The organism is Micromonospora inaquosa (genome assembly GCF_003857055.1).
In the GTDB taxonomy this organism is placed as follows: domain Bacteria; phylum Actinomycetota; class Actinomycetes; order Mycobacteriales; family Micromonosporaceae; genus Micromonospora; species Micromonospora inaquosa.
Genome location: NZ_QGSZ01000217.1, coordinates 1 through 25,949, shown reverse-complemented (window position 1 = coordinate 25,949; position 25,949 = coordinate 1). Strand labels below are relative to the sequence as shown.

21 protein-coding genes are annotated in these 25,949 nt (G+C 70.3%); 19 read left to right on the top strand and 2 right to left on the bottom strand.

Annotation, left to right across the window (positions count from 1 at the left end; translation table 11 throughout):
* Positions 1-160: 160 nt before the first annotated feature.
* Positions 161-1,171 carry a mechanosensitive ion channel family protein gene (locus tag DLJ59_RS16830; RefSeq protein WP_244236073.1) on the bottom strand — a complete coding sequence of 337 codons (1,011 nt, stop codon included), beginning with the start codon at positions 1,169-1,171 and terminating at the stop codon, positions 161-163.
* 727 nt (positions 1,172-1,898) lie between these two features.
* On the opposite strand from DLJ59_RS16830, the gene DLJ59_RS16825 reads away from it, so the two are divergent.
* The 4 genes from DLJ59_RS16825 to DLJ59_RS16810 are packed head-to-tail and all read left to right on the top strand — an operon-like array spanning position 1,899 to position 3,960.
* Positions 1,899-2,495 carry a sulfite oxidase-like oxidoreductase gene (locus DLJ59_RS16825; RefSeq protein ID WP_124773583.1) on the top strand — a complete coding sequence of 199 codons (597 nt, stop codon included), beginning with the start codon at positions 1,899-1,901 and terminating at the stop codon, positions 2,493-2,495.
* Complete coding sequence (locus tag DLJ59_RS16820) at positions 2,465-3,205, top strand: FAD-binding oxidoreductase (protein ID WP_124773582.1); 741 nt, start codon at positions 2,465-2,467, stop codon at positions 3,203-3,205. The genes DLJ59_RS16825 and DLJ59_RS16820 overlap by 31 nt, the downstream gene beginning before the upstream one ends.
* A gap of 2 nt (positions 3,206-3,207) precedes the next feature.
* Complete coding sequence (locus tag DLJ59_RS16815; RefSeq protein ID WP_124773581.1) at positions 3,208-3,501, top strand: DUF6510 family protein; 294 nt, start codon at positions 3,208-3,210, stop codon at positions 3,499-3,501.
* Between the two features lie 48 nt (positions 3,502-3,549).
* Positions 3,550-3,960, top strand: coding sequence for a GNAT family N-acetyltransferase (locus DLJ59_RS16810; protein WP_124773580.1), 411 nt, complete (start codon positions 3,550-3,552; stop codon positions 3,958-3,960).
* A 36-nt stretch (positions 3,961-3,996) separates the two neighbouring features.
* Here DLJ59_RS16810 and DLJ59_RS16805 read toward each other — a convergent pair whose 3' ends face one another.
* Positions 3,997-4,914 carry an NADP-dependent oxidoreductase gene (locus tag DLJ59_RS16805; RefSeq protein WP_124773579.1) on the bottom strand — a complete coding sequence of 306 codons (918 nt, stop codon included), beginning with the start codon at positions 4,912-4,914 and terminating at the stop codon, positions 3,997-3,999.
* Positions 4,915-5,396: 482 nt separating this feature from the next.
* Between DLJ59_RS16805 and msrB the strand changes: the two genes are divergently transcribed.
* The 15 genes from msrB to DLJ59_RS16720 form a co-directional block, all read left to right on the top strand.
* Positions 5,397-5,888: a peptide-methionine (R)-S-oxide reductase MsrB gene (gene msrB / locus DLJ59_RS16800; protein ID WP_124773578.1), complete on the top strand. Its 492-nt coding sequence runs from the start codon at positions 5,397-5,399 to the stop codon at positions 5,886-5,888.
* Positions 5,885-6,391: a peptide-methionine (S)-S-oxide reductase MsrA gene (msrA, locus tag DLJ59_RS16795; RefSeq protein WP_124773577.1), complete on the top strand. Its 507-nt coding sequence runs from the start codon at positions 5,885-5,887 to the stop codon at positions 6,389-6,391. Before msrB ends, msrA begins: the two co-directional genes overlap by 4 nt.
* Before the next feature lie 325 nt (positions 6,392-6,716).
* Entirely contained in the window at positions 6,717-7,373 is a 657-nt protein-coding gene (locus DLJ59_RS16790; RefSeq protein ID WP_124773576.1) for a TetR/AcrR family transcriptional regulator, read from the top strand.
* Positions 7,374-7,677: 304 nt separating this feature from the next.
* The gene (locus DLJ59_RS16785) at positions 7,678-8,181 is read left to right on the top strand and encodes an OsmC family protein (protein WP_244236072.1); all 504 of its coding nucleotides are present in this window, start codon (positions 7,678-7,680) and stop codon (positions 8,179-8,181) included.
* Between the two features lie 119 nt (positions 8,182-8,300).
* A complete protein-coding gene (nhaA, locus tag DLJ59_RS16780) occupies positions 8,301-10,190 on the top strand; it encodes a Na+/H+ antiporter NhaA (RefSeq protein ID WP_124773575.1) in 1,890 nt (629 codons plus the stop codon).
* Between the two features lie 779 nt (positions 10,191-10,969).
* The gene (locus DLJ59_RS16770) at positions 10,970-12,262 is read left to right on the top strand and encodes a serpin family protein (RefSeq protein ID WP_158630845.1); all 1,293 of its coding nucleotides are present in this window, start codon (positions 10,970-10,972) and stop codon (positions 12,260-12,262) included.
* A 162-nt stretch (positions 12,263-12,424) separates the two neighbouring features.
* Complete coding sequence (locus DLJ59_RS16765) at positions 12,425-13,525, top strand: threonine aldolase family protein (RefSeq protein WP_124773573.1); 1,101 nt, start codon at positions 12,425-12,427, stop codon at positions 13,523-13,525.
* 231 nt (positions 13,526-13,756) lie between these two features.
* A complete protein-coding gene (locus DLJ59_RS16755; protein ID WP_124773572.1) occupies positions 13,757-14,338 on the top strand; it encodes a dihydrofolate reductase family protein in 582 nt (193 codons plus the stop codon).
* 510 nt (positions 14,339-14,848) lie between these two features.
* Positions 14,849-18,679 (top strand): CHAT domain-containing protein, encoded by a 3,831-nt coding sequence (locus tag DLJ59_RS16750; protein WP_124773571.1) that lies wholly within the window; start codon positions 14,849-14,851, stop codon positions 18,677-18,679.
* A 43-nt stretch (positions 18,680-18,722) separates the two neighbouring features.
* A complete protein-coding gene (locus tag DLJ59_RS16745) occupies positions 18,723-19,946 on the top strand; it encodes a hypothetical protein (protein ID WP_124773570.1) in 1,224 nt (407 codons plus the stop codon).
* Positions 19,943-21,802, top strand: a complete 1,860-nt coding sequence (locus DLJ59_RS16740; RefSeq protein WP_124773569.1) for an AAA family ATPase — start codon at positions 19,943-19,945, stop codon at positions 21,800-21,802. Before DLJ59_RS16745 ends, DLJ59_RS16740 begins: the two co-directional genes overlap by 4 nt.
* The gene (locus tag DLJ59_RS16735; protein ID WP_124773568.1) at positions 21,802-22,452 is read left to right on the top strand and encodes a 4Fe-4S single cluster domain-containing protein; all 651 of its coding nucleotides are present in this window, start codon (positions 21,802-21,804) and stop codon (positions 22,450-22,452) included. Before DLJ59_RS16740 ends, DLJ59_RS16735 begins: the two co-directional genes overlap by 1 nt.
* Entirely contained in the window at positions 22,440-22,904 is a 465-nt protein-coding gene (locus DLJ59_RS36950) for an FHA domain-containing protein (RefSeq protein ID WP_208648725.1), read from the top strand. Before DLJ59_RS16735 ends, DLJ59_RS36950 begins: the two co-directional genes overlap by 13 nt.
* On the top strand, positions 22,901-25,510 hold the full coding sequence (locus tag DLJ59_RS16725) for a protein kinase domain-containing protein (RefSeq protein ID WP_158630844.1): 2,610 nt from the start codon (positions 22,901-22,903) through the stop codon (positions 25,508-25,510). The genes DLJ59_RS36950 and DLJ59_RS16725 overlap by 4 nt, the downstream gene beginning before the upstream one ends.
* A partial coding sequence (locus tag DLJ59_RS16720; RefSeq protein ID WP_148096953.1) for a helix-turn-helix domain-containing protein occupies positions 25,507-25,949 on the top strand: 443 nt, incomplete at its 3' end. The genes DLJ59_RS16725 and DLJ59_RS16720, both read left to right, overlap by 4 nt.

Here is a 25,949-nt window from a genome sequence, read left to right as displayed (position 1 = left end):
CGTTCTGTGGCGCCGTCATCATCACCAGAGGTCGCCCTTCAGGAGCGTTGACGGTACGCCCATCGCCGCCTCCTGGTCTCTGGCGGCCCGGTCCAACTGGTTCCCGGTAGGCGTCGATTCATTCACCGGCGCTCAGGCAGCCACTCCGGACACCTCCAGGTCAGGGCTGGTACTGGCTGCGGGTGCGGGGCAACCACTGGGGGTGGTGGTCGCGCAGGTAGCGGATCAACCCCTCGCGCAGGTCACAGCGCAGGTCCCAGGCGCTGGCGCCGTCCGCGGCCGAGGCCTCCACCTGGAGGACCACGGTCTGCGGGGTGGCGTCGACCATCTGGAGGACCCACCGGTCTCGGTCCCACAGCGGTGATTCCTCGATCAGTCGGCGTGATTCCCGGCGCAGGTCGTCCAGGTCGGCGGTGTGGTCGACATGTAGTTGGATCTTGCCAATCACCCGCGACTCGTTCCGGGTCCAGTTCTGGAACGGCCGCTCGGTGAAGTACGTGGTCGGAAGGTTGAGCATCCGCTCATCCCAGAGCCGAATCACCACGTTGGTCAGCTTCACCTCCTCGACGCGGCCCCATTCGCCGTCCACGACCAGGACGTCGCCGACATGCAGCCCGTCGGCGAAGGCGACCTGAATGCCGGCGAACGCGTTGCCGAGCGCGGTTCGGGCGGAGAGGCCGATCAGTGCACCAATCACCCCGGCCGAGGTCAGAACGGAGATGCCGAAGAGACGTACCGGTCGGAAGGTGATCACGATCAGGCCGACGGCGACGATCGTGACGACGGCCACCGTGAGCCGCCGCACCGGGCGGATCTGCGTCCGAGCCCGCCGAACCCGCCGGCTCGTGATCAGATCGCTCGGCAACCGGCTGAACGCGACCGCCTCCGCGACGTGCAATGCCTTGATCACCAGCCACGCGCCCACAGCGATCAGGACCAGCAGGATGGCGTGCCGCAGGTAACCCTGCCACCCGGCCGGCCCGGGCGGCAGCGCAAAGTACAGCGCCCCGACCAGTAGAACCGTGGCCGCCGGGCGTCGGCAGGCGTGCCGAAGCGGCTCCAGCAGCCACTTGTAGCGGCCACGGGCAATCCGGCGGACCAGCACGCCGGAAACCAGGTCCACGACCGCTGCTGCCGCCAGCGCGCCCAACACGACCAACGCGGTACGCATCAGAAGCCGTTCACCGTGATCCCGATGCCGCCTTTCCCGGGCTCGCCACCGCATTCCCCGCGTTCTGGGTGCCATCGGCTTCGCCGATTCCCCGCGTTCAGGGTGCCATCGGCTCCAGCGGCAAGCGGTGATATCCAGAATTCCCAGATGGCCGTGACCGACGACCGGCCGTTGCCGAACGGGGACGGTCGGCCTGCCCGTAGGCTTCCTGTGAACCGGCGTACGACGCGTGCCGGCGCCCTATGGTCGGTCGCGGATCTGCCGGGGCCGGCTGGCGTAGGTGCGCCCGGGCTCGCCGCCGCCACGATGCGCGGCGGGTGCTCGACCGACTGTCGGCACGCGCGTCGGTGCCGGTGAGGTCGACGCGGCCGAGGGCGAGGTGCTCCGGCCGAGTTGTCATGGACGAGCAAGTCCATATGATCTCACCCCGGTGGCGTCCGCCCCACGTATACGCACCGCAGCGACCGTCGGCAGCGCCGCTGCTGCTTCCGCACGTCGCAGACCGCCAGCGGGGTTTGCCGACAGATGCCACGTCGGCCTAGCATGGACGGTATGGTCCAGTTACATACGCCGGAGTGCGGGCGATCACGTCCGCACCAAGGAAGATCTCATCACCGGGGCGCTCGTTGACGATGACTCCATCAGCGGGCACCACATCGACATCCGCGAGCCGGGTGGAAGCAGCAGCGGGATCGCCGCCATGCGGCCACCACGCGGGGAGGGACGCATGGCAGTGATCACACGTGGTTTCGGTGGCCGCAGACGCGACGACACCGATCTCCCACCCGGTCAGTACCGCACTGACGACTTCCCGGTGCTGTCGGCGGGACCCACGCCGCGCATCGGGCTCGACAAGTGGGAACTCGCCGTCGTCACCGAGATTGGCGAGCGGAGCACGTGGTCGTGGACGGAGTTCACCGCCCTTCCTGCCGACGAGACGACAGTTGACATCCATTGCGTCACGCACTGGTCGAAGTTCGGCACGCGCTGGCGGGGCGTCTCCGTCGACACGTTGCTCGCCGATGTCGAGACGTCGGCCGAGTACGTCGTCGCCCACTGCTACGGCGGCTACACCACCAACATCCCGCTCGAGGACCTTATCGACGGGCAGGCCTGGGTGGCGTACGAGTTCGACGGCGAGCCACTGGCTCCGGTGCACGGCGGGCCAGCTCGTCTCCTCGTTCCTCACCTGTACTTCTGGAAGAGCGCGAAATGGCTGCGCGCTCTGGAACTGCGTCTCGACGACGAGCCTGGGTTCTGGGAGACAGCCGGCTACCACAACTACGGTGACCCATGGCGCGAGCAGCGATACCGGGCGGACTGACCTGGCGGCCGGCGACCGTCGCGGCCACCAGGGCGGAGACTGCGACGGCGCGGACCTTGGTCCTCGACGTCGACGGCTGGACGGGTCACCTGCCGGGCCAGCACGTCGACATCCGGTTGACGGCTCCCGACGGGTACACGGCGGAACGCAGTTACTCGATCTCGTCCGCCCCGGGACCGGGCCGGCTTGAGGTGACCGTCCAGACGGTGATCGACGGTGAGGTCTCGCCGTACCTCGTCGACGTTGCTGGGCCGGGTGACCAGCTCGAGATCCGTGGGCCGCTCGGCGGCTGGTTCGTCCGGCGACCGGCCGACCCGCGCCCGGCGTTGTTGATCGGCGGCGGGTCCGGCGTGGCGCCCCTGGTGTCGATGGTGCGGGCGGCGACGGCTCCCACCCGGCTGCTCTACTCGACCCGGTCCCCGTCGGATGCGCTGTTCCGGGCGGATCTTGCGGCTGCGGAAGCCGCGGACGATGCCCGTGTCGCCGTCACCCACGTCTATACCCGGGTCGCGCCCCCCGGCTGGCCGACCCCACCTCGACGGCTGGACGCGGACGCCCTCGCCCGCGTCGCATGGCCCCACGATGCCGACGTTGTCGCGTTCGTCTGCGGGCCTACCGCATTCGTCGAGACCGTAGCCGACCTTCTCGTCGACATCGGCCACAACCCCGCGAACATCCGCACCGAACGCTTCGGACCCAGCAGAGGATGACCATGTCGACCACCAACGTCGGAGCAGACGACCCTTCCTGGGTGGACGGTAACGCCCTGGCCGGGCCACTCGGTGAGCTCATGGGGACCGATCTCACCGTTGCCGAGCTCACCTGCGCCAATTGCCGGACCACCCGCCCGCTTGCCGCGATGCGCGTATTCGACCGAGCGCCCGGCCTCGTCGCCCGATGCCCTGGCTGCGAGGACGTCGTCATGCGCCTGGTGCGCACGACTGAGCGGGCCCTGATCGACCTGCGTGGATCGCTCGTCGTCAGCTTCCCGCTGCCGAATGCCTGAACACCGAGAATCCGAACAGTCGAGACGAAGCGAGATCCAGGAGAAGACATGGCGAGCAACACCGAAGACATGATCACGTTGACCAGCGCCGAACAGGACTCGGGCGGGGCGAACCTGTCGGCAGCCACCCCGCCCGACGCGGAAGACTTCGTCATCACCAACAACAGCGCGGGCGGCATCTACGAGGCCACGATAGGGGGTCGGACAGCCGCGGGGCTCGTCTACAGCGAGGTCGGAAGCCGGGTCATCCTGTCGGCGACGTCCGTGTTCCCCGAGTTCCGGGGGAAGGGAGTGGCAGGCAGGCTTCTCGGCGGCGTCTTCGACGAGCTGCGCAGGCAGGGAAAGACCGCCGCCGTCACGTGTCCGTTCGCGACAGCATTCGTCGATGCTCATCCGGAATATGCCGATGTTCTCGACCCGACGTTCCCTCGGTCGCACCCGGCCCAGCGGGCGCACTGAACGCGCCCGCCCCGCAACGTCTGAACGCGCGAATCCTCACCAACGAGCGCGGATGATCGTCTTCCCGGTGGCCCGCTTGGTCGGGTTGAGAGCGGCGACGGCGTCGTCGAGGTTCGCGACGTTGCCGATGTTCGTCCGCAGTCGCCCATCTCGTACACGCCGGACGATCTCACTCAGTTGGGCTCGATCAGCCGTCACGACGAAATCGATCGTCAGGCCGTCCGCGGGCCGCACCTCGGGCGGCCCGACGACGGACACCAGGGTTCCTCCGCCTCGAATCAGGCCTGCCGACCGCTTCCCGATGTCGCCGCCGATGACATCGAAGACCAGATCGACTCCACCGACGTCTTCGAGGACGTCGTTCTCGAGGTCGACGAACTCCTGCGCGCCGAAGTCGAGCGCCTTCTGCCGGTCGGCAGCGCGCCCGGTGCCAATCACGTAGGCGCCGAACTCACCTGCGAGCTGCGTCACCATCGAACCGACTGCGCCGGCCGCACCGTGCACGAGGACGCTCTGCCCGGACTGAAGGCGGCCGTGCTCGAACAGCCCCTGCCAAGCGGTCAGGCCAGAGATCGGCAGGCTCGCGCCCACCGTGAAGTCGACGTCGCCGGGCAGCGGTGCGAGGTTGCGCGCCTCGACGGCCACAAACTCCGCCAGGGTGCCGTCGCGGGTCCAGTCGGTGAGGCCGAATACCCGCTGTCCCACCGACAGTCCCGTCGTGCCATACCCGAGAGCGGTGACCACTCCGGCCAACTCGTGTCCGGGGATCGACGGGGTCCGGTCACGGCCGAGGCGATCGGTCCAGGTCGAGGGCCACGTTATCTCGGTCGGGACGAACCCCGACGCATGAACCTGAACGACGACGTCGTCAATCGCCGGCTCCGGGTCGGGCCGCTCCACCAGCGTCATCCCGGCCGTTCCCGCGGCCTCGTCCGTCACCACAATCGCCTTCATCAGACACCTCCCTGTATCCAGTCCTCGTGTGCACAGTCACGAGGGGCACATTTCCGTTTCCCAGCATCGGCGGCGCCAAGCCTCGGCGCGGCCCCACACGCTGATCGGTAGCGGTTGGGGCGCGAGGATGTCGCCGGGAATGGCGGGGACTTCTGTCGAACTCGACGCCGGCGGGCAGGTCGGGCAACTCATCGCTGCCGGAGGCACGCCGTCGGACGTCCCGAACCTACTGGCGGCAAAACTGGTCTGTCAAGTCCAATGTTGCGTCCCGTGATTGCTGGTGTGACTGCATAAAATCCCAGCTCACCGTGATTATGAGGGCCACCGCCGACATCATCAGTCACCAGCTCCTGGACCTTCCAGTCCGCGCAAGACACCGGCTGCGGGAATACAGCCGACCCGGCGAGTGTCTGTACTTGCGTGCCCAGGTGCGCTGCACCTGGCACCGCAGCTATGCGTTGTAAGGCCGTGAAGGGAGAGCTGTGTCCCAGCAGACCCAGTACCGTAAGAACCCGGAGGCCGTTTCGCGACTCAACCCGGAGCAGTACCGCGTGACCCAGCAGGACGGCACGGAGCGACCGTTCGCCAACGCCTACTGGGACAACCATGAGCCCGGCATCTACGTGGATGTCGTGTCCGGCGAGCCGCTGTTCGCATCGGTCGACAAGTACGACAGCAACTCCGGCTGGCCGAGCTTCACCAAGCCGTTGGCCAAGACAAACGTCGTCGAGCGCGAAGACTCCAGCCACGGAATGATCCGGACTGAGGCCCGCTCGCTGCACGGCGGCAGCCACCTCGGCCACGTCTTCACCGACGGTCCCGTCGAAAAGGGCGGACTGCGCTACTGCATCAACTCGGCGTCGCTGCGGTTCGTCCACCTCGACGACCTGGAGAGCGCAGGGTACGGCGAATACCGCACCCTGTTCACGAATGACACCAGCACTGGTACGACGACAAGCAAGGAGACGACGTGACCACCGAAAAGGCAATCCTCGCCGGCGGCTGTTTCTGGGGCATGGAGGAGTTGTTCCGCCGAGAGCCCGGCGTCGTGTCCACGCGCGTCGGGTACAGCGGCGGCGACGTACCGAACGCCACCTACCGCAACCACGGCACCCACGCGGAGTCCATCGAGGTCGTCTACGACACCGAGAAGACCGATTTCCGCGCGCTGCTCGAGTTCTTCTTCCAGATCCACGACCCCTCGACGAAGAACCGCCAGGGCAACGACATCGGCGTCAGCTACCGCTCGGCGATCTTCTACACCAACGACGAGCAGAAGCGGGTCGCCGAGGACACGATCGCCGACGTCGACGCCTCGGGTCTGTGGCCCGGCAAGGTCGTCACCGAGGTCACCGCGGCGGGTGACTTCTGGGAGGCCGAGCCTGAGCACCAGAACTACCTGCAGACCTACCCCAACGGATACACCTGCCACTTCCCCCGCCCCGGGTGGAAGCTTCCGAAGCGGGCGTCGGCCTGACACCTGCGGCGCGCGGGCCCCTGGTCCGCGCGCCGGCTCGGCCCGAGGGCCGGCCCGAACAGGGAGTCCGCTGGATGAATTCGCGCTCCCTCCGAAGGGCCGCTCTCACGGCGCGTCGTCCAGCAACTCGAAAACATCTCTTGCATCGGACCAAATAGTCCATTGAAGCTCTCGCTAACGATGATCTAGCGGTGCTGGCACACCTTCATCAAACCGGCGGAAGCATGTCCCGACCTTCACCATCCGGTGAATGCGACGGGACATCGCATGGACTCCATGGTCCCGTTTCCCCTGGATTATCTGGCGTGCTGGATACACTTGACAGATGAGCGACGAGCAGGTGGCTGCGCCGACGAATAGGCGGAGGATCAGTCAGCGGGGCATCGCGACGCGTGAGCGGATCCTCGACGCGGCGAACCGGCTGATGCTCGTGCGCGGAGTGAACGCGACGACCCTTGACGACATTCGCGAGGCAAGCCAGACGAGCAAGTCCCAGCTCTACCATCACTTCGCCGACAAGCAGGAACTCGTGCGCGCCTTGGTCAAGTATCGAGGCGCGCTCGTGCTTCAGCGTGAACGCGCCGGGCTCGAACGCCTGAGATCGTTCTCAGGGCTGGTCCGTTGGCGTAACGCGCTGGTGCAGGCCAACTCGCTGAACAACGGCAAGCACGGGTGCGGCCTCGGGTCAATGGCCCTCGAGCTGTCCGATCAAGATGAGCAGGCTCGATCGTCGCTGTCGGAGACGTTCGAGGCATGGGAAAAGCTGATCAGTGACGGCCTGCACCGGATGCGGGACAGCGGCCTGCTGCGCCAGGACGCCGACCCGGAGAAGTTGTCCACGGGGCTGATGGCCGCATTGCAAGGCGGCTACCTGCTGGCGAACGCCGCACACGACGTCGCCCCCATGGAAGTCGCTCTGGACATGGCCCTGGAACACATCAAATCGTTCCTCGTGCAGCCGTCCGGTGAGTCGACCCACTAGCCGGGTTCATCAATCGTGGCCAGGCTGCTCACAGCGGATGCGAGCAGCCCCGAGGCCGATGTCCCAGCCAACGCTTCGATGCTGGACCAATTGGTCCGTTCTCGGAGTTGGAGCTGAACGGGTTGCCCGAGCGCCGCTGGATCGAATTCGCCCATAATGCAGCTCGAACCGCCACGCCGTCCGGGTCGCCGGGGCCGGCGACTCTGGGACATGCCGGAGATTGGACTATCTAGTCCGCGAAGGCTAGCCTGCGGAGGTACCCGGCCATGGGGTGACACGCCTGGCCGCAGCCCCCGCTCAAACCGTGGCTCGGCTGCTGCTGGGTCCCCCCGACGCTGGGCCCCTCACCAACCACTGGATCTACAGGAAGGCGCGGCTGATGGAAACCGCTCAGGATCATGTCATCGCATCGGCCCGAGTTGTCCTTCCGGCCACTGAGCGCCGGCGCACGGACATGACCACCCGCGACTTCACGTTCGTCGCCGACGAACCGCACAACGGCGCAGTCGGTGACGGCCCGACGCCGACGGAGTACCTGTTGATGGCGCTCGCGTCGTGCACTGCTCAGACGCTGCGCCAGTATGTCGACTACAAGTACGACACCGCCGGCGATATCACCGTCGAGATCAACTACCACGAACCCGAGCAGGAAGGCGCAGCGCGTTACCTGCAGCGCACGATCACGCTCAGCGAGGAGCCTGACCCCGACGACCTGAAGGTGATGCACGACATCGCCGAGAAGTCACCGGTCACCCTGCTGATTCAGTTCGCCTGGAGCGTGCGGACCGAGTTCGTCGGACCGCGCTGAGGGGCCAGCGACGGACCCGTCGCTCTCCCCGCAGCCGACCGCCGCTGGGACGCGTGCCCCATCGCGGCACGTGATCCAGCTGTCCGTGCTGGTCCGGCCAGCACGTCGAAAGGTGACGTGTGACCGAGACCAAGTCCGGCCGGACGATCCGGAAACGGAACCTGGCGTCACCGCTGCGCACATTCCTGCGAATCGAGTCCGGCAGCGCCGGCGTGCTCGTGGCCGCCATCGTCGCCGCACTGCTCTGGGCCAACATCGACCTCGATTCCTACGAAGCCGTGTGGCGCACCCACTTGTCCCTGCGCCTCGGGCACCTCGAACTCTCCCGCGACCTGCACACCTGGATCAACAGCGGCTTGATGACGCTGTTCTTCCTCGTCGTCGGCCTTGAGGCGCGGCGCGAGTTCGACCTCGGCGACCTCCGCGACCGGCGACGTTTCGTGCTGCCCGGCATGGCTGGCCTGATTGGCATGCTGATCCCGGTACTGATCTTCCTGGGGATCAACCACGGCGGCCCGGGCGCACATGGCTGGGGCGTGGCGATGTCGACCGACACCGCCCTCGCGTTGGGCCTGCTGGCACTGCTCGGCCGGGGCGTTCCCGACCGGGTCCGGATTTTCCTGCTCACCGTGTTCGTGGTCGACGACTTGATCGCCCTCATCGTCATCGCCCTGGTCTACAGCGAGGACATCACGGTGATGCCCATCGTGGTGGCCGTGGCGGCATTCGCGGTCATGTTGACCCTCCGTGCCATCGGCGTCCGACGGGGCTGGGCGTACGTGCCGGCCGCCGTCGTGATGTGGGGTGCGCTGCTGGTCAGCGGAGTCGACCCTGTGGTGGCCGGACTGGCCATCGGGTTGAGCGCTTTTGCCTACTCCCCCGGCCGAACTGAGCTCGAGAAGGTCAGCGGGCTGTTCCGGTCGTTCCGTGAGCAGCCGACTCCCACGCTCGCGCGTACGGCTTCGATCGGCCTGGCGAACACGCTGTCGCCCAACGACCGCCTTCAGCGCATCTACCACCCATGGGCCAGCTACGTCATCGTGCCGCTGTTCGGCCTGGCCAACGCCGGCATCAGCATCGACGGTCCGTTCCTGGCCCAGGCGTTCGCGTCGCCTGTCACCTGGGGCGTGTTGCTCGGGTACGTCGTCGGAAAGCCGCTCGCCGTGATTGGCACCTCCGCCGGGCTCACCTGGCTCTCACACGGACGCATCCGTCCGACCGTGGGCTGGGCGGGCGTGCTCGGCAGCGGCACGATCGCCGGGGTCAGCTTCACGGTGTCACTGCTGGTCGCCAGCCTGGCCTTCACCGGCGACCAACTGGCCGAGGCCAAAGTCGGGGTGCTCGGCGCCGCGATCGTGTCCTCGGCGCTGACCTGGCTCGCGTTCCGCGTCACCAGCACGTTGCCTCAGGACAAGCGCATCCGGGCGCTCTTCGGCGACATGACGGAGCTGATCGATCTCACCCCACCGGTCGACGAGAAGCAGGACCACGTCCGCGGCCCGGCCACCGCGTCGGTAACGCTGGTGCAGTACGGCGACTTCCAGTGCCCGTACTGCGGGACGGCCGAACCGGTCGTCCGACAGTTGCTGGGCGACGCCGACCTGCGTTTCGTGTGGCGTCACCTGCCTCTGCCAGACGTGCACCCGCAGGCCCGACTGGCGGCCGAGGCCGCCGAAGCAGCCGCCGCTCAGGGCAAATTCTGGCAGATGCATGACCTGTTGCTCGACCATCAGGACGAGCTGGACATCGCTGCTCTCATCACATACGCCGGCGACCTCGGCCTGGACCAGAAGCGGTTCCACGATGATCTGACAAGCCAGGCCCACGCAGGTCGCATCGACAGCGACATCGACTCCGCTGACAACAGCGGAGTGTCCGGCACCCCGACGTTCTTCATCAACGGCCGCCGCCACTACGGCGCCTACGACATCGCGGCCTTGACGGCGGCCATTCGTATGGCCCGAGCCCGAGCCCACCTCGGCCGTGACGCGCCGGCGACCGTCAAGTAGCGCGTTCCGTCGATACGACGGCACGCCGGGTGCGACATTCGGCCGCTGATCCCCCCGCCCGCCTGGCGTCGCCGACTCCGACGCCAACGACTGGCCGTACTGGCCCCTGCCGGCGCGGTTCCGCCTGCAACGCTGGACAACACCGGAGGCGGACCGTCCGATGGAACGTCCCCGAAAATCGCTCCACCTCGACCGCGATAGCTGAATTTGGTCGAGGTGGGGCTGCGTCATTGTTGAGTGGCGTGGCCCTATTGCTGTGGGAGTGTTGACGCGATGCCTGGTTTTCGCGGATCAATTCCCGTCAGTACGCCCGATCGCTGCGGCAACGCCTGCAGGGCGTAGTGCGCCCGCGACTTCACGGTTCCCTCCGGAATCCCCAGCATGGTCGCGGCCTCGATCGTGCCGTCGCCGGACCCGCGCTGACGGCCTGGGCGGCAACACCGCACCAACCGCCCGAACCGGGTGCGGCCCGGGTGCGGCGCCCGGCTGCCGCCGGCCCCGCGCACCGGTACGCCGTAGGTGACGAGCACCAACGGTCGGGGGTCCCCGGCCCGACATGTCTCGATCAGTTTCGCCAGGGCCCGAGGCGGCACCGGCCGATTGTTCAGCCGGAACCCGGTCACCTTCACCAAGACCTCAACCACGAAACCGGCAGCGATCCGACCGATGCCTCGCTGATCGCAAGCTTCTTCAACGCACGAGTGACATACATTGTCGAGCTTCGATTAATCCTGCCCTACGCCTGGTGCGTTCCCATGGGCCTGCTCTACCGTCGACACATGGTCTCGCGTCGATCGGTCCTGCGGGCGGTACCAATTGCGGCCGCTGCCCTCACCGCCACCCCAGGTCATCCCCGTTGGCTCGGTCCGTCGTCGACCTCGACGGATACGGACCGCGTACCACCGGACCCGGCCACGATGCAGGCCGCCGCCACCGCGGTTCGCGGCTTCACGGCCGACCTCTACCGCACACTGGCCTCGACCCACGCAGGCGCCAATGTGGTGTGCGCGCCGTACTCGGTCGGGCTCGCGCTCGCGATGACCAGGGCGGGCGCCGCCTCGACCACGGCGGACGAGATGGACACCGTGCTCCACGCGCCGCATCCGCGCCCCAGCGCGCTCGACAGCGGGCTCAACACCGTCGACCAGACGCTCGCCGACCGGTACCAGGACGGCGACGGGACCAGGCAGCCTCGGCTGACCACGGCCAACGCGCTGTGGACACGACTCGACCTGAGCCTGCGACCCGAGTTCCGGGACACCCTGGCCGGCTACTACGACGCCGCGCCGCACCCGGTCGACTTCCTCGGCGCCCCGGAGGTGGCCCGCCAGGAGATCAACACCTGGGTGTCCGACCGGACCAACGCGAAGATCCCGGAGCTGTTGACGCCCGACGCCGTCAGCCCCGACACCCGTCTGATCCTCACCAACGCGATCTACCTCATGGCAGCTTGGAAGTACCCGTTCACCGCCACCGCCACGGCGGTAGAGCCCTTCACCAGGGATGACGGCAGCGTCGTCGACGTCTCGATCATGCGCGGGCCGTTCGACAGGATGGGTTACCTCGAAGGGGACGGTTGGCGCGCAGTCGACGTGCCGTACGCGGGCGACGGGCTTGCCATGGCCATCGTCATGCCCACCCGGGGCGATCTCGCCGCGGTCGAGGCGAACCTCGACGCGGCCTGGCTGGGCGCGTTGCTGACCGGGTTCCAGATCACCGACGTCCAACTACGCCTGCCCCGGTGGAGGTTCCGCCTGCCGGCCGAACTGGGAGCCGCGCTGGGCAGCCTCGGCATGCCCACGGCATTCACTTCACAGGCCGACTTCACGGCCATGAGCACCGAACCGGCCCTGTGCATCGACGACGTGGTGCACGAGACGTTCATCGCGGTGGACGAGAAGGGCACCGAAGCCGCAGCCGCGACGGCCGTCATCGTCCGGCCGCCGTCGATCCCACAGGGGCCGCAGTTCTTCGTCAACCGGCCGTTCCTGTACGTCATCCACGACCGGCTCACCGGCGTACCGCTGTTCCTCGGCCGGGTCCACGACCCCCTGGTCGCCGGCCCAGCCTGACCGGAGGTACCAGTCGACCTCGTCGGTCGGCTGGTACCAGAGCCGGGAAGGATCGTGACAATGCGTCACGAGCCAGTCGCGCCAGCTGAGCCCGCGACGCTGGTCGCCTGTCCCCAGAGAACCCGCGTGGCCGCCATTGCGCTGACATGCGACGATCCGCGGATGTCCCACAACACCAGGCAGCGTCGGTTCGCCGCGCTGCGCGCCTGCGACCGAATCCTCTCCGGCGTCCAACCTACGACGATGAGGGACCGGCTCGCAGACATGGACGCCGGCGGGGATCTGGACGACGAGCCCGACTTCTACGGCGACGGCCCGGTGACGATGCTGGAAGAACGCGTGGCGAACTTACTGGGAACCGAGGCCGCCGTCTTCTTTCCCACCGGCACGATGGCCCAGCAGGTCGCGCTGCGCTATGGCGCTGACCGCAGCGGGCACCCGACCGTCGCTCTACACCCGCTCGGCCACCTGGAGATGGACGAACGGCATACCTACGCCCACCTGAGCGACCTGCGCAGTACCTGGCCGACGACTGAGCCCCGCAACCCCACCGCCGAGGAGATCACCGCGCTCGCCGAGCCCGTGGGCACCGTCGTCCTCGAGCTCCCGCTGCGCAACGCCGGCTTCGTCCTCCCCTCCTGGGACGAGCTCGCCGCCGCGTCCGCCGCCGCGCGCGCCATCGGTGCACGCGTACATTTCGACGGCGCCCGAATGTGGGAATCCACCGCACACCTGGCGCACACCCTCAGCGAAATCGCCGACCTCGCCGACAGCACGTACGTCTCGTTCTACAAGACGATCGGCGGTATCAGCGGTGCGGCGCTCGCCGGTACCACGGAGCTCGCCGCCCACGCCCGCATCTGGCGGCACCGCTCTGGCGGCCAGGTGTTCCAGCAGTGGCCGGCCGCCCTGAGCGCGCTCGCTGGCCTGAACAGGGAACTGCCGCGCGTCCCCGAGTATGTGCGGCACGCGCGGACAGTCGCCGCGGCACTCGCCACGCTTCCCGGCGCACTGGTGTATCCAGAACCTCCGCACACCCATCGATTCCGGCTCTGGCTACCCCACCCGGCGCAGGCGCTGAACGACGCTGCCCTGGCGCTCGCCGAGGAGGAAAAGGTGTGGTTTGCCGCCGGCTGGCAGGAAACAAACGTGCCGGGCATGGCGATGACCGAGATCACCGTCGCCGCGCCCGCCCTCGGGTGGACCACCGACGACATCGCCGAGGTTGGTGATCGCTTCATTGCCCGCCTCGCCGACCACTGACCTTCAGGTGCCTGCCACAGCGTTTCAAGGAGCTCATCGACGTCATGCAAAAGCGGCGGGCCCGCACCTAGCGCTTCGCCGACCCGGTACATCGAAGTCCGGCAGCGGTTCCCGCGCGAACATCCCGGCCACGTGCTGGGCGGCTGGCCGCCGCCCGCGGATTGAATTCTTACCGGAGCGGCAGCTCACGACGCGCTAATTTGAGGGCTTCCCAAGGCAGAGGAGAGCCCCGTGGGCACGGTGGTCATGTACAGCTCGGTGTCGGTGGACGGCTTCATCGCGGATGAGAATGACCAACCCGGGCCGCTGTTCGAGTGGTTGTCCAGCGGTGACATCCCGTTGGACGAAAGCGGCGTGCTGAAGGTGTCGCGGCCGTCCTACGACTACACCCGGCCGTACTGGGATCAGATCGGGACGACAATCGTCGGCCGCCACGTCTTCGACATGACGGACGGCTGGGACGGGAAGCCTCCGGGCGGGATCGACCACGTCGTCGTCGTGACCCATCGGGGCAGGCCCGAGGGCTGGCACCCCGAGGCGCCGTTCCACTTCGTCGACGGCGTCGAGGCAGCCGTGGCCAGGGCGCAGGAGCTTGCGGGTGACCGCATGGTCGAGGTCGCCGCGGGCGACGTCGGTGGCCAGGTGCTTGCCGCGGGCCTGATCGACGAGGTGCGCATGGACGTCGTACCCGTCGTGTTCGGGTCCGGCAAGCGCTACTTCGGGTCGGTCCACGCGCAGCACCTGTTGGCGGATCCGGACGTGGTGATTCAGGGCGACCGGGTGCTTCACCTGCGCTATCGAATGCGCCGCTGACTCCCGCAGCCGCATCGGTCGATCAGTTGATGCCCTGATCGCAGGGCATGTCGCACCGATCAGGCGCATGGTGCCGCCACCGACAGGACCGGTGGCGTGTTCGGTGCGACAGCCATCCATAGCGTGGACGGCCTGGTTGTACAGCTGCCGCCTGCGGCCGTACGGCGAGCTGTACGGACTTGTACGGGCTAGACGGTGTCCCCTGTCCATGCGGCTGATCGTCCGCTGTTCTTGAATCCGGCCACGCTGGCGGGCCGGCCGGTGGACAGGGGACGGATGGATGTTGGTTGCCGCAAAGAGTTACCTTTCGGTCCCTCCACAGTGTCAGATCGTCGCCTCGGGCAGACCGGATCGGGTCATTGTTTCCCATCTCTGCGTGTCGATACAGTGACGCATCTACTTCCCGCAGGCGGGCCGGGCGACCCGTCCGAGCCCGGTGACCTTGGACGGGTGATGATCGCGGCCTCCGACAGCCATGAACGATCGGCCCCGGCGGTCGAGCCAGTTCCGGTGGCGGATCGCGCGCACCGCGGCATATGGCACCTGGAGTCGTACGAGATCGGCCTCGACTCGGCGGATCTCGAGACGGCGATCGAGGACCTGACCTTCGCCACCGAGCACGCCGGCGACCATCCCGATCGGGCGTTCTGGTGCTACTGCCGGGCGCTCGCGCATGCGTACCGCATCGACGGCGGGTGGCGGGACGAACTGCCGGTGGCGATCGAGTGGTGCGAGCGGGCGTTCGCGGATGCGCGGGGGATCGATCGCGGCTCCGTCGCGGTGTTCCTCGGCGAACTGTACTGGGCCCGCTACGTCGAGCACCGCGAGGAGCCCGAGGTGGCGCACCACCTCGACGCGCTCATCGATGCCGTCGCGGCAGTCCAGCTCGACGACGCGGAGCCGCTCGTGACCGCGAACCTGCGGATGATGCTCGGCACCGGCCATGCGGAGCGACACCAGCGTTCCGGGCGGCGGGCCGACCTCGACGCCGCCATCGCGCTGCTGGCGCCGTCCGTGGATGAGTTGCCGGCAGACGTCGCCGAGGTGGCCGCGGGGGCCCTGTTGCTGTCCTGGGCGTACCACGCCCGGGGTCAGGAAGACGGCGACCCCGGCGACCTGGACCTCGCGATCACGCTCGTGGAGCGGACCGCCGCCCGCCTCGACCCGGCGACCGAGCCCCGGGTGGTCAACCTGCGGTGGGCGCAGTACCTCTTCCTAACCGAGCGCCTGGAGCGCGACGACGACCACCTGGACCGTGACGAAGCGATCCGGTGCCTGCGCCACGCTGCGGAGATTTCGCCGGAGCCGGACGCCGACCTCGCGATGGCGCTGGCCGAGCTGCTGGGCGACCGCGGCGAGCTGTACCTGGATACCGACGACCTGGCGTCCGCAGCGGTGTGGGCTGGTGTCGCCGCCAACGCCGAGACCGACCCCGCCGACGGCTGGTACCCGCGTCTGTCGCAGGCCAATGCCTACCTGACCCGCTGGGTGCAGCTGCAGGACGTCGACGACCTCGCCCGCTTGGCCGACGCGTTGACCGGGGCCATCGAAGCCGGGCTGCCGGACGCCGACCTGCGTCTGATCGCCCACCGCGACCGGCTCAAGGCTCGCTACGACCTCGACCAGCGTCGGGTGGCGGCCGGCGAGGTCGCCGAGCACGATGCGGCCGCCACCCGCGTGCCGCTGGCGGTCGCCGCGGACGGGATCCTGCGCGACGAGCCGGACGGCGCCGGCGAGCTCCGGTCCGACCTGGCCGCCGTGGTCCTCACACATCAGCTGGTGCTGGCGGCCGACGACCTGCTGAGCCCGGACATCGCGCGGCTGCGCGAGCTGCTGACGCTCGCCCGCAGTCACCCGCCCGACCCGCACCGCACCCAACTGCTGGCGATCGTCGAGGGCGCCATCGGCGCCTACGAGGCGGACGACGGCGCCGGCGACTACGGTCTGACGTCCATCGCCGAGGCCATGGCCATGCCGGAGTTCGACACCTCGACGACCGGTGACCTGCGCCAGATGATGTCGGTGACGAAGCTCCTGCGCGGCTCGCGCACGGGTGACATCCGCGACCTGGACAGCGCGATGAGCGGCCTGTACCGGGCGCGCCGCGACACCGCGGAAGACCAGCCGCCCGGCCGCCAGCTCGAGCTGTTCCAGACGCTGGCCGCGATAACCCGCACGGGCATCGACGGGGACAAGGCCCAGCTGGAATCCGGCATGGACCTGGCGGCGGCGTTGCTACCCGCTGGCGACGCGGCGAACCCGATGGAACGGATGCTGGGGACGGCGCTCAGGCTGCCGCGCATGCTGCGCGAGGGCGCCGGCACCGTCGAGATCACCGCGATCGTCGACGCGCTACCGTCGAGCGCCGCGCTGTCCGGCGGCCTGTTCGGCTACCACCTCAGCCAGGCCGTCCGGGCGATGGCGGCCACGGCGAGCGTCACCGCGGCGTACAACCACGGCAGTCCGGCCGAGCGCGCCGCCGCCAGCGCCGCCTTCGTCCATGCCGTCGACGCGGTGAGCGGCGGAAAGTCGCTCCGCGGAAACATACTGGTCATTGCCGTCAACCTGGCGCTCGACCTGCTTGATCGACATCCGGACCCGGTGCTCGACGAGGCCGCGCGGCGCTGGGCCGCGGAGAGCGTGGCCCGCTGTGCGCATCCGAGCGACCAGTCGTGGGCGCCCGCGTGGTTCAACCTCGCTCGGCTGCACCGGCGATCCGGCGGCCGCGACGACCTGGCCCGGGGGCGAGCCCACGCGCTGTCCGCGCTGCGGGGGCGGACCTGGCAGATCGTCCTGCAGTACGACGCCGACTACGGTCTGGAGGCGGCCCGGCGGCGGGCCGGCGACGTCCGGCTGGCGGTCCAGTGGTGCCGCGCCGACGCCGAGGCGGCGGCCCCCGCCGACCGGCAGCCGATCCTCGCCGACCTGGTCCAGGCGCTCGACGCCGGCCGCGGCATGGTTCTCGGCGTCGCCGCGTCGGCCGGGGCCGTCCACGACGCGCTCGTCGCCCGGGGCGAGCCGGCGCTCGCCGCGCAGTGGCTGGCCGGCGAGCGGTTCGACCACTCCGATCCGCAGTTCGACGTCGCCGACCTGCGACACCGGGTGGTGACCGCGCTGGCCCGCGACGTGGGAGCCTCCCCCGAGGCGGAGCTGTTCGCGGCGGTCACCGTCGACGAGATCCACGCTGCCCTGGCCGCCGCGGACCGCGACGCCCTCGTCTACCTCGTTGGGAGCGACACCGCCGAGGCAGGGTACGCGGTGGTCGTCACCGCGGGCGGCCGCATCGATCTGCTCGCCCTGCCCTCGCTGCGGCTCGACGACTCCCCGCTCGGCTGGTACCTGCACACCTATCGCGGCGTGCAGGTCCTCACCGGCGGCGACATCGACGCCTGGCGGTGGTCGCTGAGTCAGCTGTCGTCGTGGGCCTGGCAGGCCGGGATGGGCCAGCTCGTCGACCACTGCCGTACTCTCGCCCCGGACCGCCCGCCCCGGCTGGTCCTGATCCCGATCGGCGCTCTCTCCGTTGTGCCCTGGCACGCCGCCTGGCGGCTGGTCGACGGCGCCGAGCGCCGGTACGCGGTGCAGGATGCGACAGTCACCTACGCCGCCTCGGCTCGGACCTGGTGCGACTCGGCCGGCCGCCCGCCAGCCGACGAGGCCGAGACCGTCTCCGCTGGCCAAGCCGGTTCGGCGCTGATCATCGCCGATCCGACCGGCGACCTGCTCAGTGCCGCCGACGAGGCCGACGCCATCCGCCGGTCGTTCTACCCCGAGGCCACCTATCTCGGCCGACCCGTGTCCGCGGCGACCGGAGCCGGCACGCCCGACGAGGTCCTGGCCTGGCTCGCCGCGCCCGACGCCCCGCCCGCCGCGGTCCTGCACGCCGCCTGCCACGGCATCGTCGAGCCGGACCGGCCCAGCCAGTCCCACCTGCGGCTGGCCGGCGGCCCGCTACGCGCCGACGACCTCATCCGGCTCGCCGCCGCACACCGGCGGATCGGCACCGTGGTGTTGGCCGCGTGCACCACGAACGTCGCCGGCGAGGAGTACGACGAGGCGCTGACCCTGTCCACTGCGTTCCTCGTCGCTGGCGCCGGGTCCGTCGTGGGCTCGCTCTGGGCGGTCCCGAGCGCCAGCACGGGGCTGCTGATGTACATGCTCCACCACTTCCTGCGTGAGGGGCCCGGCGATCCGGGCGAGGCCCTGCGCCGGGCGCAGCTGTGGATGCTCGACCCTCGGCGGAGGGTGCCTGACGGCGCCGCGGACCTGTTGCGCCAGGTCAACCCGGACCGCCTCGCGGAGCCGTACCGCTGGGCCGGCTTCACTCACCTGGGCCGATGAGGAGGCCTCATATGGATTCCTTTCCTCCCCCGGGGGTGCTGCCTTGAGTTCCGGAACGTCCTACGACTGGGCCTACGCGCTGGAGCGGGAACGGAAGCGCCAGGCCGAACTGCGCGCGGAGCTTGAGCGGCTGCGGGTACGGCACCGGCAGCTGCGGCGACTGCAGGCGGCGCTCGCCACCCAGGGCATCAGGGCCGCCCTGGCCGAGGTCGCCGACGTCGCCGCGGACGCCGACTCGACGCAGTTGGGCATCGCCGTGACGGAGGCTCGCACCAGCCTCGACGCGCTCGAAGCGCGGCTGGAAGGTGCGCTGGCGCAGCGTACCCAGGAACGGGCGGCGCGGTGGGCGGCGACCCCGGCCGTGGCGAACGACCTGCCGGCGGAGCCGTCGCTCGTCACCGCCCTCGCCGAGGAGCGGGCCCGGGCGGACGGCACCGCCGTCGCCGCGCTGGCTCGGGCCGCCGCCGACCTGGTCGAGACGGAGGCCGTGCGCTGCGTCGACGACGAGCGCGCGGAGCTGGTCCGGCTCGCGGGGCGCGTCCGCGAGTTCGACGCGGTGCGCGCTCGCCGCGCGCTGACCGACCTCGAGTCGCGGGTGGCGGCGTCGATCCGGCTCCGCCGGGACCTTGAGCAGGCCGAGCAGAGGCGGGTTGAGCTGCTCACGCTGGCCGGCGAGCTGCCGGAGGAAGAGCGGGCAGCGCTACGCCAGCGCGTCGCCCGGACGCCGGACGAGGAGTTGGCCGGCCTGGGCGATGAGGTGCGGGCCGTCGTGGCCGCGCACCGTCGCCGCCAGGCCCGCGTCGAGGTCACCGAGCAGGTACTTGCCGCCCTGGGAGCTCAGGGGTACGAGCTCGGCGAGTCCTTCGACGACCTGCTCGCCGGCGGCCGCCAGGTGACGCTGCTGACCTCGGCGAAGACACCGGACTACGGCGTGCGCCTGACCGTCGACCCGGAGCGCGACCGGTTCATGGCCATTACGGTGCGCCGCGACGACGCCGACGACGGGGACGACCAGCACGCCCAGCAGCTCGTCTGCGACGACCTCGATCTGATCGAGGCAGAGCTCGCGACCGGCGGCCTGCGCCTGCGGAAGGTGCTGCGCAGGCCGGTCCAGCCGCGGGTCGCGACGATGCCCGCCCGGCACTGGCCGGCCGCCGTCAACCCCGGCCAGTCGGCCGAGGCGCAGCGCACCGAGGAACTGCGGCGGGCGGCCGAGTACGAACGACAGCGACGGGCCAACCAGCAGGCGAAGGGCAGGACGTCATGACGGCACCGGTGTACAGGCATGAGCTTCCGGCCTGGGCCCGTGAGATCGAGCTGTCGCTGCCCCTGCACCCGCAGGTCCTGCTCAGCGGCAACGTCCGAGACCTGTACCCGGTGGTCACCCTCGGTCCGGAGGCCGAGCCGGACGACGAGACTGTTGACCTCGTCGACCTGTCCGAGATGGTGTGGAAGGTGGTATCCCGGCGCGGCTACGCGGCGATGCTCCTGCTGAACCCGGTCACCGCGAAGGTCGACGTGCGGGCCGACGATCAGGCGCCCGAGTGGATCGCACCGCTGCGGCGCTCCAACTACGACACTCCGGGAGCGATCGGCGACTTGCTCGTCCAGGTGGTGCAGAACCGGGATGCCCCGGTCGCGCTGGTCCTGCCGTACACCGCCCGGCTCGCCCCCGTCGACGGGCTGCTCGACCCGGGCGACCGCGCGCTGCTGACCCGCGCCGAGGTGCTCGGTCATCAGGCCGCGCCGACCCGCGGGCACGCACCACGCACCGCGATGGCGCCGTTCAACACCGTCGTCTGGGTGTGCGAGCGGCAGGAAGAGCTCCACCCGCTGTTCCCCATCGGCAGCCCGATGCTGCGGGTGGTGCCGGTACCCCGGCCGACCCTCGACGTCCGGGCGACCGCGGCGCGCATCCTGTTCGCCGGGATGGCGCCGGACGACCGCCGATCCCGGGCATACGCGATGGCCGAGGTCACGCACGACATGACGGTCCGCGACGTCATCGCGTGTGGCCGCCTGGCTCGAGACCGCGGCCTGCCCGCCGACCGTTACGCGGACGCCGCGCGGCTGCTCCAGGTCGGCATCACGGACGACCCGTGGTCCGCCGAGCGGCTGCGGCAGAAGATCAGCACCGCCGAGGAGTACCTCAACCAGCGCGTGGTCGGCCAGGAGCGGGCAGTGCGCAAGGCCGTGGACATCCTGATCCGCTCAGCGGTCGGCCTCAACGGCGCGCACGCGTCCAGCTCGCCGAACCGGCCACGCGGGGTGCTGTTCCTGGCCGGCCCCACCGGCGTCGGCAAGACCGAGCTGGCCAAGGCGATCGCCTCCCTGGTGCTGGGTGAGGACGCGAAGCCGCACCGCTTCGACATGAGCGAGTTCCGGGCCGACGAGGCCCACCAGCGGCTGATCGGCGCGCCGCCCGGCTACGTCGGTTACGCCGCTGGCGGAGAGCTCACCAACGCGGTACGCGCCAACCCCGTCAGCGTCCTGCTCTTCGACGAGATCGACAAGGCCCACCCGCGCATCTTCGATCTGTTCCTGCAGATCCTCGAGGACGGCCGGCTCACCGACGGCCGCGGCGCGACCGTGTACTTCACCGAGTGCTTCCTGGTCTTCACCTCCAACCTGGGCGTCAGCGAGCCAAAGAACCCGGACGGCGAGAGCGCCCCCGCGGCCGCCGGACCGCCTGCCGTCAGCTACCACACCCAGCCAGCCCAGGTGGAGCGGCTGCTCCGAGACGCGTTCACGCAGTTCTTCAACCAGACGCTCGGCCGCCCCGAGCTGCGCAACCGGTTCGGCGACAGCTACGTCGTGCTCGATTACATCCGACCGCACGTCGCGCCAGTCATCCTGGCCAAGGCGCTGCGCTCGGTCGCCGCCCGCGTCGCTCGCACCCACGACCTGCGGCTGGACATCCGGCCCGACGTCGAGGCCAAGCTCAGCGACATCATGCTCGAACGCCTCGCCGACGGCGGCCGGGCCATCGGAACCCTGGTCGAGACCGTGGTGGTCAACCCGCTCGGCCGGTGGATCTTCGACAAGACTCCCGCGCCCGGCTCCGTCATCACCCTCACGTCGATCGCCGGCTCAGACGGCGACTGGCGCGTGGAGGTGAGCTGATGGCCCGGCTGGCGCGCGTCTACTTCCCGGTCACGGCACTCGGGCCCGGCCGCCGGCTCGGCGTGTGGTTCCAGGGCTGCCCGATCGCCTGCCCCGGCTGCATGTCGCGGGACACCTGGCCCGCCGACGGCGGGACCGAGGTGCCCGATGCCTGGTTCGCCGGCGCCTGGGCGGCGGCGCTGACCCGCGGAGCCACCGGCCTCACCGTCAGCGGCGGGGAACCGACCGAGCAGCCGCAGGCCCTGCTCGCCCTGCTCCGCGCGGTGCGCTCCACGCCTGCTCCCGCCGGTGCGGACCCGGCCGATGTGCTGGTCTACACCGGCCGCGAACGCGACGAGTTCGCCGCGCTCGTGCCCGCCGGCCCCGGCCTGGTCGATGCGCTCATCACCGGCCCGTACCGCGCGGCGGAGCCGACCACGCTCATCTGGCGAGGCTCGGCGAACCAGCGGCTGCACCTGCTCAGCGACCTCGGCCGCGAACGCTACGCGGACTCTTTGACGCACCGGCCGGAGCGTCCGCCCCTGCAGGTGGTGGTCGGCGACGACGACGTCTCCTATGTGGGTGTCCCGCGTACCGGCGCCCTGCCGCGGATGGAGCGCTCGCTGCGCAGCTCCGGCATTCACCTTGGACGGTCGTCGTGGCGGCCGTGACCTGGGTGTGCCCCGTCGGCGACTGCGCGGTGCGGCAGGACCGTCCGGGCAGTTGCACCGTCGACCTGGTGCAGCTAGTGCGGCAGACCGAGCCGGAGGCACCCGCCGCTGACCCGCCCGCCCCGGCCGCGAGCGGCCTCGCCCTCGACTGCCCCTGGGGGCAACTGGTCGACATTCCCGCCGAGGAGCTGAGCATCGGCCGGTCCAGTCCGGCATTCCGGGGCGGCGGCATCGACCACTACGACCAGGTGTCCCGGGCCCACGCCCGACTGTTCTGGATCGACGGCCACCTCCACGTCGACGACCTCAACTCCGCCAACGGCACCTTCGTCGACGGCCAGAAGATCACCCCTGGCGCGCCGGTGGCCCTGAACGCCGGGCAGGAACTGCGCCTGGGGCTCGACGTTCCCTGCAGGATCGTGCAGCTCAACGAGTTCGGAGAACCGGTGTGAACCCAGAGGAGACAGCACCCGCGCCCGAGACGGCCGAACCGCCCACCCGCCTCCAAGGGCCTGGGCGCGCGACGGCCGGCGCGCAACCCGGCGCGACTCGGATCCAGAGCGCACCTCGGCAGCCGGGTGCGACGAGGATCCAGAGCGCCCCGCGGGGGAAGCCCGCCGCCGGCGGTACGGACCCCAGCCGGTTCATCCCCGCCGAGCTGCGGGAGCGCTACGTCATCGGCGAGCTGCTCGGATCCGGGGGCGAGGCCACCGTATGGCTGGCCCACGCCGCCGATGAGGTGGACGTGCCGGTGGCGCTGAAGGTGTACCGGCCCGGCGTCGCGTTCGACGAGGACCTGCGCCGCCGGCTCGACAAGCCCGAGTGGCACCGATACGTGCCGGAGCTCTACGCGTACGGTGTCGCGGGCACGGCCGACGGCATCACGGTCGGCTGGGAGGCGATGGAGTACTTCCCGCTGGGCACCATCGCCGACCTGGCCGCCCGGGAGGTGCCACCCGGCGGGGCGCTGGGCGTCGACCGGCTGCGGGCGATCGTCGCCGAACTCGTCGACGCGTTCGACTTCTGGGAGAACACGATCCAGCGCCGGCAGGCGGACGTGTCACCCGGCAACATCCTGATCCGCTCCGACGGTTCCCGCCCGGAACTCGTGCTGGGCGACTTCGGTGGCGTGCTCAGCACCGGCCTCAGCACACGCTTCGCCGACCTGAAGGCGAAGGCCGCATACATGTCACCCGAGGCGTTGGCCGGGCTCAACGACCCGCTCGGGCCGTACTGGAGCCTCGGCGCGATCTGCTTCGAGCTGCTGACCGGCCAGCTGACGTACGGCGTGAACCTCACCGAGGACACCATCCGGGTCGCGCTGCTCTTCGACGAGCCCGACGTCGACGAGCTGCCCGAGCAGTGGCGGGACCTGATCGCCGGGCTGCTGACCCGACGACCGGAGGACCGCTGGGGCGCCGGAGAGGTGCGCAGCTGGCTCGCCGGCCGCAAAGTACCTGTCCGTCGCCGGCCGAGCGGCGCGGCTCGCCTGCCGGTGACGTTTGCGAGCACGCCGTATACCGACCCGGTCGCGCTGGCCGCCGCCATGGTCGACGCCAGCGACGAGGCCGCTGCCTGGCTCAGCGGCGCCGGCGGGGCCCGGCTCGGCGAGTGGCTCGCCGACGAGTTGGGGGACAACCGCTTCGACCGGCAGATGTTGGCCGACGTGGCCGGTGACCTGACGTCCGCGCACGTCGCCGTGGCCGCGTTCGCCGCGACGTACCTGCCGAACATGCCGCCGCGGTACCGGGGCGCGACGATAACGGTCGATCGGCTGCGCACCCTCGCCGGCGACCCGGCCCGCCACCCGCTACTGGTGGAGGTGATCCGGCGCGGGGTGCTGCCGTACGCGGCCCGCCACCGCTGCGACCACCCCGACTGCGCCTCCGCCGCACCCGGCGGCGACGGCTGCCGTCGGCTGGCGGCGCTCGGCCGGCTGCTGCCGCGTGCCGTCAGCATCGCCATGAACAGCCTGGCGGCGCTACCCGCCGAGTTCGGCGACAGCGATGCGCAACGGTCCGCTTCGATCGATCCCGCCGGCGGACGGGTGCTGACCCGGGCCGTCGAAGGGGACCTGTGCGGAGACGCCGTGCTGCTGGCGACCGGGCCGGACGCGGTCAAGGGTCGCCGACGCGTACTCAAGCTCATGCCGCGCCCCGACGAGCCGTGGTGGCAACTGAGGCGCCGGGCCGCCCTGACCGCCCGACCGGACAGCCCGGACGGGCTCGCCGCGCTCCTCGTGGCCGAGGCGCTGCGCCCGTTCGCCAAGGCGTACCAGCGGGCGCTGATCAAGGCACGCCGGGTCCGCGACGACCGGCCGGCTGGCGGCCCCCGCCGGGCCGGCGCGGGCTTGCGGGCCCTGGCCGCCCGGGCGGGAACGCGCCTCGACAGCCGAGCCGGGCAGCGCACCTGGCCGTGGCTCGTAGTGGTGCTCTTCGCCGCCGTCGAGGCGCTCGGCCTGGCGCCGGTGGTCCGCTCGTGGCCGGCGGAGGAGCCAGCCGTCTCCACACTGATCTGGCAGGGCGTCACCTGGCTGAAGCCCCATGCGCCGGACTTCGCCACTACCGCGACCGACCCGCTGGCGGCCTGGATCGTCGCACTGCTGCCGGAGGCCACCCGCTGGCTCGGCCCGGCCGCCGTCGCCGCGGTCGTCGTCGTGTGCCTCGCTCTCGCCCGCAAGACCGACGGCCAGAGCACCGGGGCGCGGCTGGTCCGGGTACTCGCGGCGCTGGCCGGCCGCGCCGTCATGGCCGCGTACCTTCTGCATCTTGCCGTCTGGGTGCTCGCTCCGGTGGCGATCGGCCTCACCGCGACCACGCCGTGGGTGGTCGCCGGCCTTGGCGTCGTGGTCGCGCTGGTCTTCCGAGGGCTCACCGGCCCGCCCCGCACAACGGCCACGGCGACGGCGCCCTGGCCGATCCGGCTCGCCGTCGGTGGCGGCCTGCTGGCCCTCACCCTGATCCTGCTGCAGCACACACCGCTGCCCGAGGCCGCGAAGCCGGGGGCGGCACCGGCCCGCGTCGCGCCGGCAACGGCGACTACCAGAGGCACAGCGTGACGCCGTGCCGAGACGCGACGCCGCGCGGTGGCGGGACCTCGCATCAAGACCTCGCCCCACGTCGCGACGTCGCGCCGCACGACGAGGCACTCGACTCCGCGGTGGACCCCGCCGCGATCACCACTCGGGTGGAGTTCGCGTCCTGCCTTGCCCGGATCCGCATCGCCTCCGGGCGGACCGTCCGTGAGGTCGCCGACGCGATCGGACTACCGTCGAGCACCGTCGGCGGTTACTACGGCGGCAAGCACCTGCCGGCACGCAAACCGCCGGACACCCTCCGCCGGCTGCTACGGGCGTGCGGCGTCACCGACGAGATCAAGCTCGTCGCCTGGGAGGACGCCCTGCGCCGGGTCCGCCTTGCGAAGACCGTCGCGCCCCCGCCCCTCCGCGCGGTACGGGTCGGTGGCGATCCGCCCACCGCCGACCCGTACCGCGCGGA

Excerpts from the sequence above, each read along its gene's own strand:
- DLJ59_RS16830 (WP_244236073.1), bottom strand. The coding sequence starts at position 1,171 with ATGCGTACCGCGTTGGTCGTGTTGGGCGCGCTGGCGGCAGCAGCGGTC.
- DLJ59_RS16825 (WP_124773583.1), top strand. The coding sequence starts at position 1,899 with ATGGCAGTGATCACACGTGGTTTCGGTGGCCGCAGACGCGACGACACC.
- DLJ59_RS16820 (WP_124773582.1), top strand. The coding sequence starts at position 2,465 with ATGGCGCGAGCAGCGATACCGGGCGGACTGACCTGGCGGCCGGCGACC.
- DLJ59_RS16815 (WP_124773581.1), top strand. The coding sequence starts at position 3,208 with ATGTCGACCACCAACGTCGGAGCAGACGACCCTTCCTGGGTGGACGGT.
- DLJ59_RS16810 (WP_124773580.1), top strand. The coding sequence starts at position 3,550 with ATGGCGAGCAACACCGAAGACATGATCACGTTGACCAGCGCCGAACAG.
- DLJ59_RS16805 (WP_124773579.1), bottom strand. The coding sequence starts at position 4,914 with ATGAAGGCGATTGTGGTGACGGACGAGGCCGCGGGAACGGCCGGGATG.
- DLJ59_RS16790 (WP_124773576.1), top strand. The coding sequence starts at position 6,717 with ATGAGCGACGAGCAGGTGGCTGCGCCGACGAATAGGCGGAGGATCAGT.
- DLJ59_RS16770 (WP_158630845.1), top strand. The coding sequence starts at position 10,970 with ATGGTCTCGCGTCGATCGGTCCTGCGGGCGGTACCAATTGCGGCCGCT.
- DLJ59_RS16765 (WP_124773573.1), top strand. The coding sequence starts at position 12,425 with ATGTCCCACAACACCAGGCAGCGTCGGTTCGCCGCGCTGCGCGCCTGC.
- DLJ59_RS16740 (WP_124773569.1), top strand. The coding sequence starts at position 19,943 with ATGACGGCACCGGTGTACAGGCATGAGCTTCCGGCCTGGGCCCGTGAG.
- DLJ59_RS16735 (WP_124773568.1), top strand. The coding sequence starts at position 21,802 with ATGGCCCGGCTGGCGCGCGTCTACTTCCCGGTCACGGCACTCGGGCCC.